This is a genomic window from Enterococcus mundtii (genome assembly GCF_002813755.1).
Lineage (GTDB): Bacteria > Bacillota > Bacilli > Lactobacillales > Enterococcaceae > Enterococcus_B > Enterococcus_B mundtii.
In genome coordinates, this window is sequence record NZ_CP018061.1 from 375,091 (window position 1) to 394,195 (window position 19,105).

The 19,105-nt window shown below is 36.1% G+C and carries 8 protein-coding genes; 7 read left to right on the forward strand and 1 reads right to left on the reverse strand.

Annotated features, from left to right (window positions below):
• Positions 1 to 84 precede the first annotated feature (84 nt).
• Both EM4838_RS01760 and EM4838_RS01765 read left to right on the forward strand, forming a co-directional pair.
• The gene (locus EM4838_RS01760) at positions 85 to 711 is read left to right on the forward strand and encodes a pentapeptide repeat-containing protein (RefSeq protein ID WP_071867618.1); all 627 of its coding nucleotides are present in this window, start codon (positions 85 to 87) and stop codon (positions 709 to 711) included.
• A gap of 1,265 nt (positions 712 to 1,976) precedes the next feature.
• Positions 1,977 to 2,651 (forward strand): hypothetical protein, encoded by a 675-nt coding sequence (locus tag EM4838_RS01765; protein ID WP_071867617.1) that lies wholly within the window; start codon positions 1,977 to 1,979, stop codon positions 2,649 to 2,651.
• Between the two features lie 170 nt (positions 2,652 to 2,821).
• Here EM4838_RS01765 and EM4838_RS01770 read toward each other — a convergent pair whose 3' ends face one another.
• Positions 2,822 to 3,745 (reverse strand): S1 domain-containing protein, encoded by a 924-nt coding sequence (locus tag EM4838_RS01770; RefSeq protein ID WP_071867616.1) that lies wholly within the window; start codon positions 3,743 to 3,745, stop codon positions 2,822 to 2,824.
• A gap of 716 nt (positions 3,746 to 4,461) precedes the next feature.
• On the opposite strand from EM4838_RS01770, the gene EM4838_RS01775 reads away from it, so the two are divergent.
• The 5 genes from EM4838_RS01775 (at position 4,462) to EM4838_RS01795 (ending at position 19,100) form a co-directional block, all read left to right on the forward strand.
• On the forward strand, positions 4,462 to 7,581 hold the full coding sequence (locus tag EM4838_RS01775) for a MucBP domain-containing protein (RefSeq protein WP_100917230.1): 3,120 nt from the start codon (positions 4,462 to 4,464) through the stop codon (positions 7,579 to 7,581).
• A gap of 340 nt (positions 7,582 to 7,921) precedes the next feature.
• Complete coding sequence (locus EM4838_RS01780) at positions 7,922 to 11,425, forward strand: immunoglobulin-like domain-containing protein (RefSeq protein WP_071867614.1); 3,504 nt, start codon at positions 7,922 to 7,924, stop codon at positions 11,423 to 11,425.
• Between the two features lie 447 nt (positions 11,426 to 11,872).
• Entirely contained in the window at positions 11,873 to 16,819 is a 4,947-nt protein-coding gene (locus EM4838_RS01785; protein ID WP_100917231.1) for an immunoglobulin-like domain-containing protein, read from the forward strand.
• 318 nt (positions 16,820 to 17,137) lie between these two features.
• Positions 17,138 to 18,349, forward strand: a complete 1,212-nt coding sequence (locus EM4838_RS01790; RefSeq protein ID WP_071867612.1) for a nucleotide sugar dehydrogenase — start codon at positions 17,138 to 17,140, stop codon at positions 18,347 to 18,349.
• A gap of 13 nt (positions 18,350 to 18,362) precedes the next feature.
• Positions 18,363 to 19,100: a YveK family protein gene (locus EM4838_RS01795; protein ID WP_071867611.1), complete on the forward strand. Its 738-nt coding sequence runs from the start codon at positions 18,363 to 18,365 to the stop codon at positions 19,098 to 19,100.
• Positions 19,101 to 19,105 lie beyond the last annotated feature (5 nt).

The window sequence follows — 19,105 nt, forward strand, 5'->3', positions numbered from 1 at the left end:
ATCTATGAAATAAATCACGTTGTTTTTTCTTTATTCTGTTATGATAAGGATAGTAAAACAAACAGATAGAAAGGAGCTGAATGTATGGCAAAGAAAATTGCTTCACCAGAGCTGCCCGAATTAGTTGAGGGAAACTTTTATTTAGAGGATGAAACAACCTTTTCAGGTATTGTTTCTGAAGGGGAAGATCAAAGTTATCTTAGTTCTCGCAATATCGTATTGAAAAATAGCCATATCAAAAAATTAGCGATGCAAAAATCTCGTTTGGAGCGGTTTGAATGTAGCAATGTCATTTTTGAGAAGTGTGATTTCTCAAATTTAGAATGGTTTGGTGCAAGCTTTCATCGTGTGCATTTCAAGCAATGCAAATTGACTGGAACCAATTTTTCTGACAGCTTTTTAAGAAGCTGCGTCTTTGAAGAATGTGTGGCAAACCTGTCTTCTTTTAGCTACACGAATATGAAGTTCGTTCGATTTAGCGACAATCAATTGAAAAATACTGATTTTTTCGATAGCAATTGGAAAGATCTAGTAGTAGAAAACAATGACCTTTCAGGCTCAAATTGGGTCAATACGCCACTGAAAGGATTAGATTTTACAACGAATACATTTTCTCAAATCAACCTATCATTGGAATTACTTCGCGGACTGATCGTCAATCAGGAACAAGCAATCATTATTTCGGCGGGGATGGGATTGGTGATTGAGTAGAAAAGAAGAGACGTTTCCTAGATAAAAAAGTGTTAATTGAGAGCAATAGTTGCTTTCAATTAACACTTTTTTAACGAATCAATAACATAAGAAAAGCTATCGGCCACTATATTGTTGGAAATAAGTCTATTTTCACAAACTCATGAATGGACAAAATAACATGGAAGAAAAAGTATACTCAACTGCTTCTTTCACGTTGACACTAGGTTTAGGGTTTATAAATAAAGTTGCAATATAGTGACCGAAGCTTACTACATATAGTATCAAGGAAACATCTAATTTAATACTCAAGAAAGTTCCTTTAAAAAGTCATGAATGGAACTAGAGAAATAAATAGAGGGAGAATAACAAAACGAAAAGTGAGAGGCAAAAGTAAACGGGTACTTTTGCCTCTCACACTAGAACTAGATATATGTGTTAACAATGATAATTTCACGTTTAATGATCCCAAGAAAATTGATGTAGAAAAGTAAAAAGCTGTTGGTCACCATATTCTTTAACATGATTTTATTGTGCAAAATCACGAATGGATGAAAATTTGTGTTCAAAACACATTGATTAAGTTTGTTTTTATGTTTATACGTTCATATATTGAATAAAAATATAAGTGACCAAAGCTTATAAAGAGAATAACATGTAACAATGTAAAATTATCTTCATAAAATGGTTTATCAAATCGAATAAAATGAAATAATAAATTATGTATGAAGTAAAGAAATTTGATTTACTTTATTGTTACAAAAAAGCACTGACCACTAGATTACTTACACCCTGACAAGATCTTTCACAAATGAATAAACAGAAACGGGTTAAAAAAGAGAGAAAACTAATCTTTTTTTGTTTTTCAAATGTAAATCTAGTATATTTAGTGGTCACTGCTTATCAATAATAATAACAAGAAAATCGAAAATAGGTGATCAGAAAAGGGACTTAGATATTTCTTTTCAGAGTATAGGAGTCAAGTACTTATACCTGAAAAATATATCTTACAAAATAGACTGAGTATGGGGAATGTTTGAACATACATGGTATTTGATTTTTAGTATACGATAGTCAAATAATTAAATAGCTAAAAAGTCAAAAAAAGGATTTTTTAAACGTCTTAAACGAGTGCTGTTGGAAGAATAGTTGTGGATCAATTTGTAGAAAATAGCGATAATGATTCTAAAACGTGTTTTTATGAATTAAAATGATCTTTTTATAAAAAAAGTAATAAACTTATAAATAAAGAAATGAATTTTTTATCATATCATGAGGTGATTATTTTGAATATAAAACAAACAATCGATTATTTAAAAGAGTTTGATATAACAATGACAGCTGCCGGATTACGAGCAGCAATACGGAGAGGTTATATTTCTGGGGCTGAGCAAACTTCTGAAAAGGGAGAAATCCAACTCCCTGTTTCTAGTATATTAGACTATGCGTTAAATAAAACAAATAATAAATTTTCGATTTATAGAGCAGGGTTTGAATCTGCCAAAGAACGCTATGAAAAGAATTTGATCGTACATGATTTGGATAGTAAGTACAGGAAATCATTCCTGTTTGAAGCATCGCACACTGATCATTATCATTACCTAGTCAATAATTTCAACAAAGGATTTTCGAGGTTTTATTTAAAAATGGATTGGGAGCATGCAATTATTCATTTAAAATGTGATGTATCAGAAGGTGGTACTTCGGCTGTGAACCAAGCGAGTGAATTCTTGATTTTGGATATTCTATCTAAATTGAATGATGAGGTTACTGAAGAAGCAGTGAAAAACACGAAGTTATTTATCTATATCGATTCTTCAAATGGAGATTCTAAAAAAGTAAATCTACTTAGCTATGGATTCCATGGGAAGGATGAAAAGTGGGATTTTGGCGTTCTGGATGACGAGAAAATGTCGAACTTGATCTATAGAGAGTTTATGAAGATAGGTATGGCTAGGTAGGTTAAGGAAAACGAAATGTTAGGATATTAAAAATATTAATATTATTTGGAGAATAAAAAAGAGACTAAGATGCTATCAGAAAATCAATCTGGTAATATCTAAGTCTCTCTTTAGTGCAAAAAATTGTGAAATCGAAAGTTTATAGTTATGCTAAATTCTGTAGAATCTTTCTAAGCCACAGTCACGTTAACTGTACGTTCATGTCCAGATGCTGATACAAAAGTCATTTGATAGACACCGGCTTCTTTTGTATTTACATTGCTCGATTTTACTGTCACTTCATCTAGTTCGCCATTTTTATCAATTGCGACTACTCCTGCTTTGAAAATAGCAAGTTCATCAGTTAACTCTGTATTAAGATTGATCGAAAAATCTGAAGCAAGAATTCCTGAGTAATCATCAGTATTCAAAATAGAGATTGATGAAGAATCACTCATAAATTTGCTTGAAGGAGATTCAGCGCTTTTCATGTAAACTGTTGTCCCTGCTTGATAACCGCTTAATAATTCAAGTTGTGAAGCAGGCACATCAAATGTTCCATCTGTATCTACTGTAACTGTAATATAGTTATTATAATCAGGACTAGTACTTACATACACATTTGCACCAGGATAAGCAGTTCCTTCGATGGTATCTCCATAATAGACCCCACCTTTATTTCCTGAGATATTTCCTCTAGTAACTAGTGGTTTTTCGTAATTAACAACTACTTTAGTTGTAGCTCCATAAGATGTACCTTCAGCATTACCACTTCTCAAATAAAGTGTATCCCCAGGTTTAAGATTCAATTGTCTGATATAGGTGTTCGATAAGTGGAATTCACCTGTTAAATAATTATTTGTTCGAACAGATACAGATTGTGCAAAGTCACTTGTGTTTGATGCGTAGATAGTAGAGTTAGGAGTAGCAAAGCCCGATAGTTCGCTACCAAAATGATATTTTCCAACATTAATTGTATAGTTTCCAGTATTAGATGAAATGCCAGAATTTACTGTGTCTGCTGAAATCATACTTGTACTTACTAATGGCGTAGCAACCATTCCAGCAGCTAAAAACATTTTTAATAATTTATTTTTTCCTTTTTTATTCGTCATAAACATCCTTCTTTCAAAAATATAATGGGTATTAGCTAATACCTACTATATTCTATAAAAATAAATACATAATTAGTGATCAATAAATGTTTTTTTAAATGGTTAAAAACGTTATAAAATAAAAGGTTTGTTGTTTTTATAATGTATTATTGTGTCTAAAATAAAAAATATTTACTATTTTTTTGTTCTATTTAATTCTACATTTATCGTTTTATTATTTTGTAATATTTTGTTTTAAATATAACGAATGATAAAATGATCGGTTGCTATTTGATGACCCAATTATATTTAATACTATGACTAGTTCAGAAATCGAATCTTAACTAGATTTTACATATTAAGATGTTTTGATTGAACACTAAGCTATTCTTCTGAAGCCGTAAGAGCAAACAAATAAATCGTATGCTATCTTTAAAAAAACTTTATAGTTGAAATAATAAACTAGCTTACATGCGGTTTAAAAATGACATAACTTATCCATTTCTTGTTTCCTCATTATTTAACTACTCTTCTTACTGCTGGAATTTTTCTGAATGCATAAGCTATGAGTAAAAAAACACAGCTATCTATTTTTCGGAATTTAATAAAACTAAAAATGAGTGCCCTGTAACTAATCAATCTATTATCATTTTGAAGTCACTAGTTAGAGTAAATTTGTTCAGTAGTCTAATTAGTTTCAGAAATTGTAAGATCAAAAAAATAAAAGGTGGTAAAAAATGGATAAGAAAAAACAGATTCGGTTGGCATCATCAATTTTAGCAATTGGTCTATTAACAAATGCTTCACTACAAGCACCTATAGCTCATGCCCAAGATAATCTAGTCGCTTCAGCAAATACTAATATGTTATTAAGCAAAAATCCTGTAGGTGAGAAAATAAATATTGTGAATGGTGATTTTGAATCACCAGTTATAAAAGATAGCGTGTCTAACATTATACCGCAAGAAGAATTTCCAGGATGGAAAACAACAGCTTCAGATGGACAAATTGAATTACAATCGAATGGTTTTGAAAAAATGACAACGAATAGTGGACGTCAATGGGCAGAACTAAATGCCAATGTTTCAGGTGCTCTTTATCAAGATATCCCCACAACTCCTGGTGCTGTAATCTATTGGCAGATTTCTCATCGAGGTCGACAAGGAACAGATACCGCAGCTGTAAAATTTGGAGCACCCGGTAGTAACTTAGAAACCATCGAAACGATGAAGACTGGAACGGAATGGCAGACATACAGTGGATATTACACGATACCTGAAGGACAAACGACTACAAGATTTCAATTTGAAGCAGTTGCAACATCAACTGGAGACAAAAGTATAGGAAATCTAATAGATAATGTAGTGTTTACAAATGAATACACCCCTACTGCTGAAGCGGAACCAGTTACTGTAAATTACGTAGATGAACAAGGGAATCAATTGGCTCCGTCTGAAACATTAAATGGAAAGATTGGTGAAAACTATACAACGACACCAAAAGAAATCGAAAATTATGTATTGAAGGAAACACCAAAAAATGCGAATGGAATATTTAGCAATCAAGCGCAAACGGTAACGTATGTGTATGAAAAAGCGGAAGGTGGCACGGTCACTGTCAATTATGTAGACGAGGAAGGAAATAAATTAGCGGATCCAGAAACATTAACCGGAAAAATTGGCGAAAATTACCAAACGAGTGCTAAAGATATTCCAAACTATGTGTTGAAAGAAACGCCAAGTAATGCACAAGGTACATTTAGTGACCAAGCACAAACCGTAACGTATGTGTATGAAAAAGCGGAAGGTGGCACGGTCACTGTCAATTATGTAGACGAGGAAGGAAATAAATTAGCGGATCCAGAAACATTAACCGGAAAAATTGGCGAAAATTACCAAACGAGTGCTAAAGATATTCCAAACTATGTGTTGAAAGAAACGCCAAGTAATGCACAAGGTACATTTAGTGACCAAGCACAAACCGTAACGTATGTGTATGAAAAAGCGGAAGGTGGCACGGTCACTGTCAATTATGTAGACGAGGAAGGAAATAAATTAGCGGATCCAGAAACATTAACCGGAAAAATTGGCGAAAATTACCAAACGAGTGCTAAAGATATTCCAAACTATGTGTTGAAAGAAACGCCAAGTAATGCACAAGGTACATTTAGTGACCAAGCACAAACCGTAACGTATGTGTATGAAAAAGCGGAAGGTGGCACGGTCACTGTCAATTATGTAGACGAGGAAGGAAATAAATTAGCGGATCCAGAAACATTAACCGGAAAAATTGGCGAAAATTACCAAACGAGTGCTAAAGATATTCCAAACTATGTGTTGAAAGAAACGCCAAGTAATGCACAAGGTACATTTAGTGACCAAGCACAAACCGTAACGTATGTGTATGAAAAAGCGGAAGGTGGCACGGTCACTGTCAATTATGTAGACGAAGACGGAAATAAATTAGCGGATCCAGAAACATTAACCGGAAAAATTGGCGAAAATTACCAAACGAGTGCTAAAGATATTCCAAACTATGTGTTGAAAGAAACGCCAAGTAATGCACAAGGCACATTTAGTGACCAAGCACAAACCGTAACGTATGTGTATGAAAAAGCCGAAGGAGAAGCTGTAACCGTCAATTATGTAGACGAAGACGGCAAAGCTTTAGCAGATCCAGAAACATTAACCGGAAAAATCGGTGAAAGTTATGAAACGGCACCAAAAGAAATCAAAGACTATGTAGTAAAAGAAACACCAAAAAATGCCAAAGGTACTTTTAGTGATCAAGCACAAACGGTAACGTATGTGTATGAAAAAGCAGAAGGCGAAGCAGTAACCATCAACTATGTAGACGAAGAGGGGAACGCCTTAGCAGATCCAGAAACATTAACCGGAAAAATCGGTGAAAGTTATGAAACGGCACCAAAAGAAATCAAAGACTATGTAGTAAAAGAAACACCAAAAAATGCCAAAGGAACTTTTAGTGATCAAGCACAAACGGTAACGTATGTGTATGAAAAAGTAGAAGGTGAAGCAGTGACTGTCAACTATGTAGACGAAGAAGGGAACGCCTTAGCAGATCCCGATACATTGACTGGAAAGATCGGTGAAAGCTACGAAACGAGACCAAAAGAAATCAAAGACTATGTAGTAAAAGAAACACCAAAAAATGCCAAAGGTACTTTTAGTGATCAAGCACAAACGGTAACGTATGTGTATGAAAAAGTAGAAGGTGAAGCAGTGACTGTCAACTATGTAGACGAAGAAGGGAACGCCTTAGCAGATCCCGATACATTGACCGGAAAAATCGGTGAAAGTTATGAAACGGCATCAAAAGAAATCAAAGACTATGTAGTAAAAGAAACACCAAAAAATGCCCAAGGAACTTTTAGTGATCAAGCACAAACGGTAACATATGTCTACGAAAAAGCGGAAGGTGAAGCAGTGACAGTCAATTATGTAGACGAAGACGGCAAAGCTTTAGCAGATCCAGAAACATTAACCGGAAAAATTGGTGAAAGTTATGAAACGGCACCAAAAGAAATCAAAGACTATGTAGTAAAAGAAACACCAAAAAATGCCCAAGGAACTTTTAGTGACCAAGCACAAACCGTAACATATGTCTACGAAAAAAACGAAGGAGAAGCTTTAATTATTAATTACGTGGAGAAGGACAAAAATTCAGTTCCTACAAAAATTAGTAATAGCCACCAATCAACGCCAAAGACTTATCCAAAAACAGGAGAAAATCAAAATGTTTCTACGCTCTATTCTCTTTCAGGGATAACAGCTGTATTCTTAGCAGCATGGGTTTATTTGAAGCGTCGATTGAAAAATACGAAAATTGATCATTAATTATTAATAAAATTCCAACTAGACAGTAGTTGGTAAATACGAATAGAACACCTGAGAAATCACGAAAAATAGATTATTTCTCAGGTGTTTTTTTGTTTAATAGATGTTTCGTCAAATCATTCATTTTATTAGGCTCTTCGATCAATGAGATGAGAGAGTTTAATTGGGGAAAATTGTAATAGCTGAGCATAGTAGTGAAAAGAATTGAATGCTAATTAATCAATGGTAACCATTTTTTTCTTTTAAAAAGTACTATAAAAGAATTCTTTACATATGATGGAACAATTATTATACACCCATAGGATCATCCAAACCTAAACAATTAGATGGAGGGAAACATGTGAGTAAAAAAAGATTAACGAAAAAAAGGAAAAAGCAATTATTAGCTATGTTTATGGCTACTGGAATGATGACACAATCATTTATTGGTAGTGTAGAAATATTTGCTGAGGAAGCTGTTTCGAGTAGAAATATCACAGAAACATTTGCTAAAAAAGAACAATCAATAAATTTTACACATATAGCTAATGATGCTACAAACTGTGAAATAATTGGAGTTTCTATTGATGAGAATGGGCATTTACGTGTGAAAAAAACGCTTGGAATGGCAGTTGAGAAACATTATAGTATCTATGGTTATGGAAGTACGAATGATCCAAATGAAATGGAATTAATCGATGAGATGAATCCAGAGAGTTACTCAGACTTGTCAATACTGATTAGTAACAAAACAGTAAAAGAATATCCAATTTATAACTGTTATTTTATCCAATCAGAAAATGGTAAAAATTTAGTGTCAATTAACTTAGCCGACTTAGCAGATTTTATAAATCAGGGAGATCTTACAGCTAATAATGCAACAGTTGAATATGGATCAACATGGAATGATGACGTGGCAAAACAAGTAACAGGTGTAAAAGCTACTGATAAATATGGCAATGACGTGACAAGTAATGTGAGTGTATCTGGAAATGTAGATACAACGAAACCAGGAGACTATAAGGTGACATTTTCTTCACCCGACTTAGGTAAAGAAAAAACAGTGAATGTAACAGTAAAAGCATCACAAGGAAAAGCAGCGACACCAGTATTTAATACACCATACATTTATGGAGATGACTTGGTAGGTAAAACTTCTCCTAATGCAACTGCGCAATTACGTATCGCTCAACTAGAAGATATTCAGATGACTGTTAGAGCAGATTCGAATGGGAATTTCCAATTTAGTGGACAATTTTTAGAAAATTATCCTGATTATAAAGTTGGAAATCAACTTTATGTTACTGCTTCATTTACTGCTGATATGGGGACAGACGAGACAACTAGTGATATGACAACAGTAACGATTGAAGAAAATCATACTTCAATTGAAGCAAATGATTTTAATGTTGACTATGGGTTTGATTTAACAGACGAAGTAGCAATTGAAAAAGCTGGTGCAAAAGCAACTGACAAATACGGGAAATCAGAAGGTGTCAAAGTCAAAGAAAGTAATGTAGACACTTCAAAAACTGGTGAATATAGTCTCACGTTTATCTCTGATTCAGGGAAAGAAAAAACAGTCAAGGTAACAGTCACAGAGCAAGAAGTGACAAAACCAAATGCACCAGTAATCCAATCAACGCCTTACTATTATGATGATACTTTGATTGGAGAGATTGCACCTGGTTTGACGGCAAAAGTCTATCCTGCCGGTGGAAATCCGAATAACGCATTAGCATTTGAAACTGCATCTGGTACATTTGCATTTACTGCAGATGAAATGAAGAAAGCTTTTGGGAATCAATATAGTACTGGGAACCTTTTGGCAGTGGTTGCTTATGATAAAACAACAGGAGAGACAAGTGATGTCACACCAGTGATGATTCTACCTAAAGCACCTACGCTTGAAGCTGAGTCAACCATCCATGTTGCGTACGGAAGTGACTGGAATGATGATATTGCTAAGAAACAAGCTAAAGTGAAAGCAACAGATGTAGAAGGAAATGATGTGACGAAAGATGTGAAAGTTAAAAGCAATCCAGTCGATACGTCAAAACCAGGGAACTACACAGTGGAATTTAGCGTGACAGAAAATGGATTGACAACGACCGCGAAAACAACCGTCATTGTTGACGAGAAACAAGTGATTGGGTCCGAACCAGTTATCCATGCCTCGGATACAACCTATCAAGTTGGGGAAACATTAAATCCGCTTTTAGGTGTAACCGCTGAAGATCCAGAAGACGGCGATTTAACCGCTCAAGTCAAAGCAGATGCTTCTGGAGTCAATATGTCTAAAGCAGGCGATTATGAGTTGAAATTATCTGTCACAGATAAAGACGGCAATACGACTGAACAAACAGTGACAGTCCATGTGGTTGATCAAGTAACAGATGGCCCAGTGATCAAAGGAGCAGATGACACAAGTATTGATTTAAACGCTAAATTTGATCCGTTAACAGGTGTCACTGCTCAGGACAGTCAAGGCAATGATTTAACTGAACATTTGACATATACAGGTACGGTGGATACCTCAACGACAGGAGAGTATACGATCAAGTATTATATATATGATAAAGACGGAAAAGTGGCGACCACTGAACGTAAAGTGACAGTGAATGAGCCAACAGTCGAACCTACGATTGAAGCGCATGATTTCGAAGTGGATTATGGCTTTGATCTAACCGATGAAGCAGCCATTGAAAAAGCCGAAGCAAAGGCAACTGACAAATACGGGAAAGAAGAAGCTGTCACAGTCAAAGAAAATAAGGTTGATACAAATAAAGCAGGTGAATACAGTATCACCTTTGTGTCTGCATCAGGAAAAGAAACAACAGTCAAAGTGACAGTGAAAGATCAGGCACCAATGAAACCAACGATTGATCCAATCAAAGAAGGTGCAGGTAAAGTGACTGGGCAAGGACAGGCCGGTGATAAAATTGTCATCACCGTTGGCGGAGCAGAAGTTGGAACAGGAACAGTGAATGACGATGGTAAATTTGAGATTTTAACTGGAACTTATCGCGCAAAAGCCGGAGATGTGTATTCTGTTCAAGCATTCAATTCGGATAATGAAAGCTCTGAAGTTGTTGACGTAAAAGTTGTTACAACAGCAGGTGAAGTCAATCCAAATGATTATATGATCGGTGAATTATCTATCACTGGAACTTATTCTGGGGATGTGACAACAATAGCAGTCTTTCTAGATGGTGTTGAATTAGGGAAAACTTCTGGTGCGAATGTAGCAGATGGTCAATTTAACTTCTATGTTGGAAATCATATTAAAGATGGTCAAAAAGTCACAGTTAGTGGCTATGATAAATATGGGAAACAATTAGACAAAAAAGAAGTATCCATCCGTAACGGAGTGGAAGCACCAGTTGTCAATGACATTCATGAAGGAGAGACAACTGTTACTGGTACCGGTGAAGTAGGAAGTACTATTTATGTGAAAGATCATAAAAAAAATATTATTGGACAAGCGGAAGTAAAAGAAGATGGATCATTTGAAGTAACGATTCCAGCTCAGTCGAAAGATACGAAACTGATCGTCATGGCGAAAAAAGGGAATTTGAGAAGTGAAGACGTAAACAAAACTGTTTTAGAGGGTCTCCCAATTCAGTTGACGGTTAACGATATTTATGAAGGAGAGACGACTGTTACTGGGACAAGTGAAGTAGGAAGTACAGTTTATGTCAAAGACCACGCGAAAAATATTATTAGTCAAGCAAAAGTAAAAGAAGATGGAACGTATGAAGTGACGATCCCTGCTCAAAAGAAAGGGACTAAATTGATTGTCATGGCGAAAAAAGGAAATGTAAGAAGTGAGGATATAAATAAAACAGTTATAGAAAATCAGTAAAAATAATTGATAAATTATTTTCTTAAGTTCTTACCGTATGACTATTTTGAAAGTTGTACGATAAGATTTGTATCGATTATTAGTGAGATACAAGAGGGAATAATTTATTATGGCTATTTTTACATTTATTATTTCTTCATAATGCTAGATATATTGGTGTAGGGAAACATCCAAGCTAAAATACACTCAGTTATATTAGTTACAAAACACTAAAGGGATCCTACCAGCAGAAAGCCCCCCACTCAATTGAACTAAATTCGCCTAATTAAACGTAAAGATGGGGAATTCGATAGAACCAATATTTATAAATACTACTCAACAAGGAATGTAACCAATTTTTCGCTCTGAAAAATCCTAGAAATGGACGCTAAAAGAAAAGAAATCCACTTATAATACTGAGGTCTAGATTTAGTCTAGACCTTAAGAAATAGAATAGGAGGAAAGATTTTGAGTAAGAAAAAACTAACGAAAAAAAGGAAAAAGCAGTTATTAGCCATGTTTATGACGGCGGGGATGGTCACGAACACTTTTATAAGTACAGGGGTTGCGTTTGCTGAAGCAACTACTGATGGAACTAATTTACCATTGTCATCGTTGGAACGCACAATACAAAATGTTAATTTTACTTTTTTAAGTGAAGATTATATGGGTGCTAGTATAGTGAGTCTGTATATTGATAATAATGGATATCTAAATGCTCAAAGAACTGAACCTAGGAGTCATATTTATTCTTATATGATTAAATCATCTGATACACCTGAGTATAATCCTGATAGTGCTAAAGATGTTGATTATATATGTATACAAGATACGAATGTGGACCTAAATCATCTGATATCTTATGAAAAAACAGTTAAAGATTATCCAGATAGCAACTATTATTTTATTGTTGATGGCAGTGGTGTTCCATTAGTTAGAATTAATGGGGCCGATTTAGGAAAAAACGTAGATCATTCGAATTTAACAGCCAATAATGCAACAGTAGAATATGGTTCAACATGGAATGATAGCGTGGCCAAACAAGTAACAGGTGTAAAAGCTACTGATAGATATGGCAATGACGTGACAAATAATGTGACTGTATCTGGTAACGTAGACACGAATAAACCAGGGAACTATAATGTGACCTTCACTTCACCAGAATCAGGGAAAAGTACTACAGTAGTGATTACTGTCAATGAAGCGCCAATACAACAAGAAAAAGCAGAAACACCAGTATTTAACACGCCATACATTTATGGAGATGACTTGGTAGGTAAAACTTCTCCTAATGCATATGTGCAATTACGTATCGCTCAGCCAGAAAATGTTACGTTAATTGTCACAGCGGATGCTAACGGGAATTTTGTGGTTCCTGGAAAAACCTTAGAGGCAAAACCTCAATATGAAATTGGCAATAAAATTTATGCTAATGCTCAATTTGTTAATCAACATGGGACAAACGAAACAACTAGTGCAATGGCAGAAGTAACGATTGAAGAAAATCATACTTCGATTGAAGCAAATGATTTTGAAGTAGATTACGGCTTCGATTTAACAGACGAAGCAGCGATTGAAAAAGCAGGTGCGAAAGCGACTGATAAATACGGTAAATCAGAAGGCGTTACAGTCAAAGAAAGTAATGTAGATACTTCAAAACCAGGTGAATACAGTATCACATTTGTTTCTGATTCAGGAAAAGAAAAAACAGTGAAAGTAACTGTTAAAAACAAACCAATCATTGGTTCTGAACCAATCATCCATGCGACAGATACGACCTATCAAGTAGGAGAAACATTAAACCCATTATTAGGCGTCACCGCTGAAGATCCAGAAGACGGTGATTTAACGGACCAAGTCAAAGCAGATGCTTCTGGAGTCAATATGTCTAAAGCAGGCGATTATGAGTTGAAATTATCTGTAACAGATAAAGACGGTAATACGACTGAACAAACAGTGACAGTCCATGTGGTTGATCAAGTAACCGATGGTCCGGTGATCAAGGGCGCAGATGACGTGCGTGTTGATGAACGTGCGAAGTTTGATCCACTTGAAGGTGTCACTGCACAAGATAGTCAAGGAAATGATCTAACTGACAATTTGACGTATACAGGATCTGTTGATACATCTACTCCAGGAGAATATACGATCAAGTATTACGTGTATGACAAAGAGGGGAAAGTAGCGACTGCTGAACGAGTTGTGACCGTCCAAAGTGATGCAAGTAAACCAGTGGTAATGAGTCCAGATAAACTAACAATCAAACAAAATAGTAAATTTGATCCAACCCTTTATGCACAAGCATATGATAATGAAGATGGCGATATTACCAATCAAATCAAAGTTTTAGGTCAAATTTATACTGACAAACTAGGATCACAATTTATTACCTATGAAGTGACTGATAGTGACGGAAATAAAGCTACCAAAATGATGGAAGTTGAAGTGGTGGCCACTTTAGGGAATGCGCCTGTTATTAGTGGTGCTGACGATTTGGAAATCAATGTAGGAGATACCTTTGATCCGATCTCAGGTGTCACTGCGTATGATAAAGAGGATGGGGACTTAACCTCTGAAATCAAATATGGTGGTATTGTTGACACAGGTAAAGCGGGTGAGTATACCGTTACTTATACAGTTTGGGATTCTGATTTCAATACTGAAACCGTAGAACGTAAAGTAACGGTGAAAGATCCAACTGTAGAACCAGCCATTGAAGCACATGATTTTGAAGTAGATTATGGGTTTGATCTAACGGATGAAGCAGCGATTGAAAAAGCGGAAGCAAAAGCAACCGACAAATACGGTAAAGAAGAAGCTGTCACAGTCAAAGAAACGAATGTTGACACAAGTAAACTAGGCGAATACAGTATTACATTTGTTTCCGCATCAGGAAAAGAAAAAACAGTCAAAGTGACCGTCAAAGATGCACCAGAAGAAAATGCAACGATCGAAGCGCATGATTTTGAAGTAGATTATGGGTTTGATCTAACGGATGAAGCAGCGATTGAAAAAGCGGAAGCGAAAGCAACTGACAAATACGGTAAAGAAGAAGCTGTCACAGTCAAAGAAACGAATGTTGACACAAGTAAACCAGGCGAATACAGTATTACATTTGTTTCCGCATCAGGAAAAGAAAAAACAGTCAAAGTGACCGTCAAAGATGCACCAGAAGAAAATGCAACGATCGAAGCGCATGATTTTGAAGTAGATTATGGGTTTGATCTAACGGATGAAGCAGCGATTGAAAAAGCGGAAGCGAAAGCAACTGACAAATACGGTAAAGAAGAAGCTGTCACAGTCAAAGAAACGAATGTTGACACAAGTAAACCAGGTGAATACAGTATCACATTTGTTTCTGCATCAGGAAAAGAAAAAACAGTCAAAGTGACAGTGAACGCAGAAGCTGCCATGAAACCAACCGTTGATCCAATCAAAGAAGGAGCAGGTAAGGTCACAGGACAAGGAAAAGCCGGCGATAAAATTGTCATCACTGTTGATGGAAAAGAAGTTGGCACAGGAACGGTGAAAGAAGATGGTACATTTGAAATCTTGACTGGCACGTATCGTGCAAAAGCGGGTGATGTGTATGCTGTTCAAGCCTTTAATTCAGAAAACGCAGGCTCTGAAATTACAGATGTCAAAGTTATTGCCACAGCAGGAAAAGTCAATCCAGATGAATATACGATTGGGGACGCAAATGTGACCGGAAGTTATACGGGCGATGTCACTTCTATTGCGGTCTTTATCAATGGTGTGAACAAAGGAACGATTTCTGGAGCTAGTGTAAAAGATGGACAATTCACCTATTATGTTGGAAAAAACATTAAAATGGGGGATGTCGTAACAGTTGTTGGGTACGATAAGTATGGCAAACGTCTGGATGAAAAAGAATTGACGATCTATAACAAAGAAACGATTCAAACACCATCAGTCAATGATATTTATGTTGGGGATACAACGGTGACAGGTACTGGACAAGCGGGTACCACCGTCTACGTCAAATTAGGTTCAACGATTTTAGGCCAAGCTGAAGTGAAGGAAGACGGTACGTTTGAAGTAACGATTCCAGCGCAAAAAGCAGGTACAGAACTGACAATTTTAGCCAAAGATGATGATGAAGCAAGTGAAAGTGTGACTAAAATGGTGATGGATCAATTGCCAGACACTCCAACAGTGGATGACGTTAAAGAAGGTGCTGGAAAAGTAACTGGTAAAGGAAAAGCTGGTGATACGATCGTAATTAAAGTGAATGACAAAGAAATCGGTAGAGGAAAGGTAAAAGAAAATGGGACGTTTGAAATCTTAACTGGTACGTATCGTGCAAAACAAGGCGATATTTACGAAGTGTATGCAGTAAATGATGATAATGTCCAATCTGAAACAGTGAGAAAAAATGTCATGGCAACTTCTGGACAAGTAAAACCAGACAGTTATGTAATTGGTGAGTTATCTATCACTGGAACATATACAGGAGATGTTACTACTATCGCCGTCTTTGTAGATGGGGTAGAATTAGGTAAAAGCTCTGAAGCCAATGTATCCAATGGACAATTTAACTTCTATGTAGGCGACCACATCAAAGCTGGCCAAAAAGTTACGGTTGTCGGCTACGATAAATACGGTAAACGTCTCGATGAAAAAGAGGTATCAATCGATAATGGCGTTGATGCCCCAACAGTCAATGACATTTATGCTGGCGATACAACCGTTACAGGTACAGGTGAAGCAGGTAGTACTGTCTATGTCAAGGACCATTTGAAAAATATTATCGGCCAAGCTGAAGTCAAAGCAGATGGGACCTATGAAGTGACGATTCCGGCTCAAGTAAAAGATACACAATTGATTGTCATGGCAAAAAAAGGGAATGCAAGAAGTGAAGAGGTCAATGCGACAGTCTTAGCAGCTCGCCCAACGCAACCAACAGTGGATGCAGTCAAAGAAGGGGCTGGAAAAATCACTGGAACTGCACAAGCTGGTGATACAGTAGTCATTACTTTGAATGGAAAAGAAGTAGGTCGTGGTAAAGTTAGTGAAGATGGTACATTTAGTATTATTCTATCAAGCAAAGTACGAGCAGGTAATAAGTATGAAGTTACAGCAGTAAATTCAGATGGTATTAGTTCTGTCGCTACTGAAGTAACTGCAACGGCTACTGAAGGTACCATTACACCTGATCCATTTAAAGTAGGTGGCAATTCAATCACAGGAACCTTTACTGGAGATGTTTCATCTATCGATTTAGTGATTGATGGTGCGCCACAAGGTGTTGTTAGTGGGAATTCAGTCAAAGATGGCGTATTTTCATACTACGTAGGAAAGCTCTCAATTCAAGCAGATCAGACTGTAGAAGTCGTTGCCTATGATGCTTACGGCAAACAATTAGATCAACAAACAGTGACAATCAATGCTTAATTGAAAACATTTATAATGAGAATTTGTAGATAAAAACGTAATAGTTTTAGCGTTGCTTGTTCTACGAAGAGGGAATCGATCCGAGCATAGTCTTGCTTGGATCGATTCTCTTTTATTCATTTAATGACTATAAAATTTTATGTGGAAACAAAAGAAGTGCTTGTTGATCCCTATTCAACATAGTAACTATCAACAAATAAAAATCACTAAGTGACTGATGTTCGTTTGTTTCACTATATAAAACCGAGGATTGAACATCCTTTGGAGGCTTTTGACAGTATACTTCTTTCTTGGAAAACAAAATAAGGAGATGGAAACATGGACAAAAAAACAATCAATTTTGTGGGTTTAGGTTACGTAGGGTTACCTGCAGCGTTATTACTACAAAATTCTGGCTACCCTATCATTGGGACAGATATCAATCAAGAACTAATATCTGAATTAAGTAATAGAAAGAAGACATTTGACGAACCGGGTCTTCAAGAAGCCTATGATCAAGCAATGGTTAATGGAATACAGTTCACAACAAAATATCAACAAGCAGAGATTTATGTCGTCGCTGTACCAACACCGTTTGAAGCAACGACAAAAAAAATCGATCCGACTTATTTAGTCAATGCACTGACTGCAATCAATGAACATTGTTTAGAAGGAGCGGTGATTATTGTAGAATCAACGATTTCTCCAGGAACAATTGATCAATATGTTCGACCAATCTTTAAAAATAAAAAGGTGAGCTTATGTCATGCACCTGAACGCATTCTACCTGGTAATATCCTGAAAGAACTACGATATAATTCACGTACGATTGGTGCGGATAATGAGGAAACAGCCCAAGTAGTCAAAGAAATCTATCAAGGTTTTTGTGAAGGCGAAATCGTTTTAACAGATATCAAAACAGCCGAACTTTCTAAAGTTGTTGAAAATACCTTTAGAGATATCAATATCGCGTTTGCGAATGAATTGAAGCTGATCTGTGAACGGGAAGGATTGGATGTACATTCGGTGATCGAAATCGCTAATAAACATCCTCGTGTCAATATCTTGAATCCAGGAACTGGTGTGGGAGGACATTGCATTCCCGTAGATCCTTGGTTTTTAGTGGGAGATTATCCTGAGCAAGCAAGATTGATCCGCACAGCGAGAGAGGTCAATGATGCCGTACCAAAACGTATTTTAGACAAAGTAAGAGAAGTGATGGATCATTCATTTTCTGGAAAACGTTTGGGTATTTACGGTCTAACTTATAAAGATAATGTAGACGATGTCCGAGAAAGTCCTAGTTTACAACTGTATCAAGCAATGACTGATAAAGAACAAGCAGAAGTCCTATTTTATGATCCATTGGTCAAAAAATCGATCGTAAAAAATCAAGCAATGGATTTTGATGATTTCTTACAGAATACAGATGTCGTGCTAGTGATGAATAGACATGAACATTTATTGGTCAATGAGCCATTGATACAACAGTCTAGTGAGACTGTTCTTGATCCTATTGGTGATTTGAGCATGGATAAGGTGGTCTTATAGAAAGGAGAGTTCGATGCAAGGCACGAATCAACTACTTAAAACATTTCGCTTACTCAGACAAAATCTATGGATTATTTTACTTTCTACGGTTGTTTTTGCTGTTGGGGGATATGTTTTCACTGAAAAATTCATCACACCTACGTATAAGGCGACCACTCAACTTGTAGCAAAAACTACGGTGACACCAGAATCGGATGAGACGCTCAATGATGCGAACTATAAGTTATTGATGATCAATACGTATAAAAGTCTAGTCACAAGTTATTCGATTTTAGATGATGCACAAAAGAAACTAAAAGAAACGCAAGATATCGATTTGAATGTGGATCAGATTCGCCAAATGCTTACGGTGGCTCAAGAAGAAAATTCGCAGATTTTCAGTATTTCTGTTTTATCTGAAAGACCAGAGATTGCTCAAGTTGTTTCCGAAAAGGTGGCAGAATCTTTTTCAGCAAAAGTCGGTGAATTACTAGGTGAAGGGAATTCTGTTTCGATTATTTCACCCGCTCGCACCTCGGGAACACCGATTTCTCCTAATTTAAAGCTGAATACAGTTATGTTTGCTTTGATTGGCTGGTTAGTCGCTGTTATCGGCATATTCATTTGGTCACTGTCGAATCAAATCTTAGAGAAAGAAGACAACTTTGAAGAAACGCTCGGTCTTCAAAATTTAGGAAATGTGGCGGAAATGAAACCAACACAAAATGAAAAAAGCAAGAAAAAACTATATGTAGTAGAGGAAAGGAGATAGACACG

Excerpts from the sequence above, each read along its gene's own strand:
- EM4838_RS01790 (WP_071867612.1), top strand. The coding sequence starts at position 17,138 with ATGGACAAAAAAACAATCAATTTTGTGGGTTTAGGTTACGTAGGGTTA.
- EM4838_RS01775 (WP_100917230.1), top strand. The coding sequence starts at position 4,462 with ATGGATAAGAAAAAACAGATTCGGTTGGCATCATCAATTTTAGCAATT.
- EM4838_RS01770 (WP_071867616.1), bottom strand. The coding sequence starts at position 3,745 with ATGACGAATAAAAAAGGAAAAAATAAATTATTAAAAATGTTTTTAGCT.
- EM4838_RS01760 (WP_071867618.1), top strand. The coding sequence starts at position 85 with ATGGCAAAGAAAATTGCTTCACCAGAGCTGCCCGAATTAGTTGAGGGA.
- EM4838_RS01795 (WP_071867611.1), top strand. The coding sequence starts at position 18,363 with ATGCAAGGCACGAATCAACTACTTAAAACATTTCGCTTACTCAGACAA.